Raw genomic sequence first — 309 nt, forward strand, 5'->3', positions numbered from 1 at the left:
GCTCGCTGATCGACGCGATCGAGCTGATCCTGACGCAGGAACGAAGCCGCAGCCATTGGTTGGACGAAGCGGTCGATCTGGCATTCACCACCCAGCTCTGGCGCAAGACCATCGTCCATCGCACCGAAGTGGGCGGCGAGGAGCGCATCCACCGGCGTCTGTTCGAGGTTTGTGTGTTCTCATCGCTGGCCAACGAACTGAAATCGGGCGACGTGGCTGTGCGCGGATCGGAAACCTACGCCGACTACCGCGAACAGTTGCTGCCGTGGGAGCAGTGCGAGCCTCTGTTGGAGGATTACTGCAAGCACG

The 309-nt window shown here is 61.5% G+C and carries 1 pseudogene; it reads left to right on the plus strand.

Annotated features, from left to right (window positions below):
* A pseudogene (locus XarbCFBP7408_RS22190) lies at nt 1–309 on the plus strand (Tn3 family transposase); the annotation flags it as partial.

Origin of the sequence: Xanthomonas arboricola pv. guizotiae (genome assembly GCF_002940205.1) — a bacterium.
In the GTDB taxonomy this organism is placed as follows: Bacteria; Pseudomonadota; Gammaproteobacteria; order Xanthomonadales; family Xanthomonadaceae; genus Xanthomonas; species Xanthomonas arboricola_C.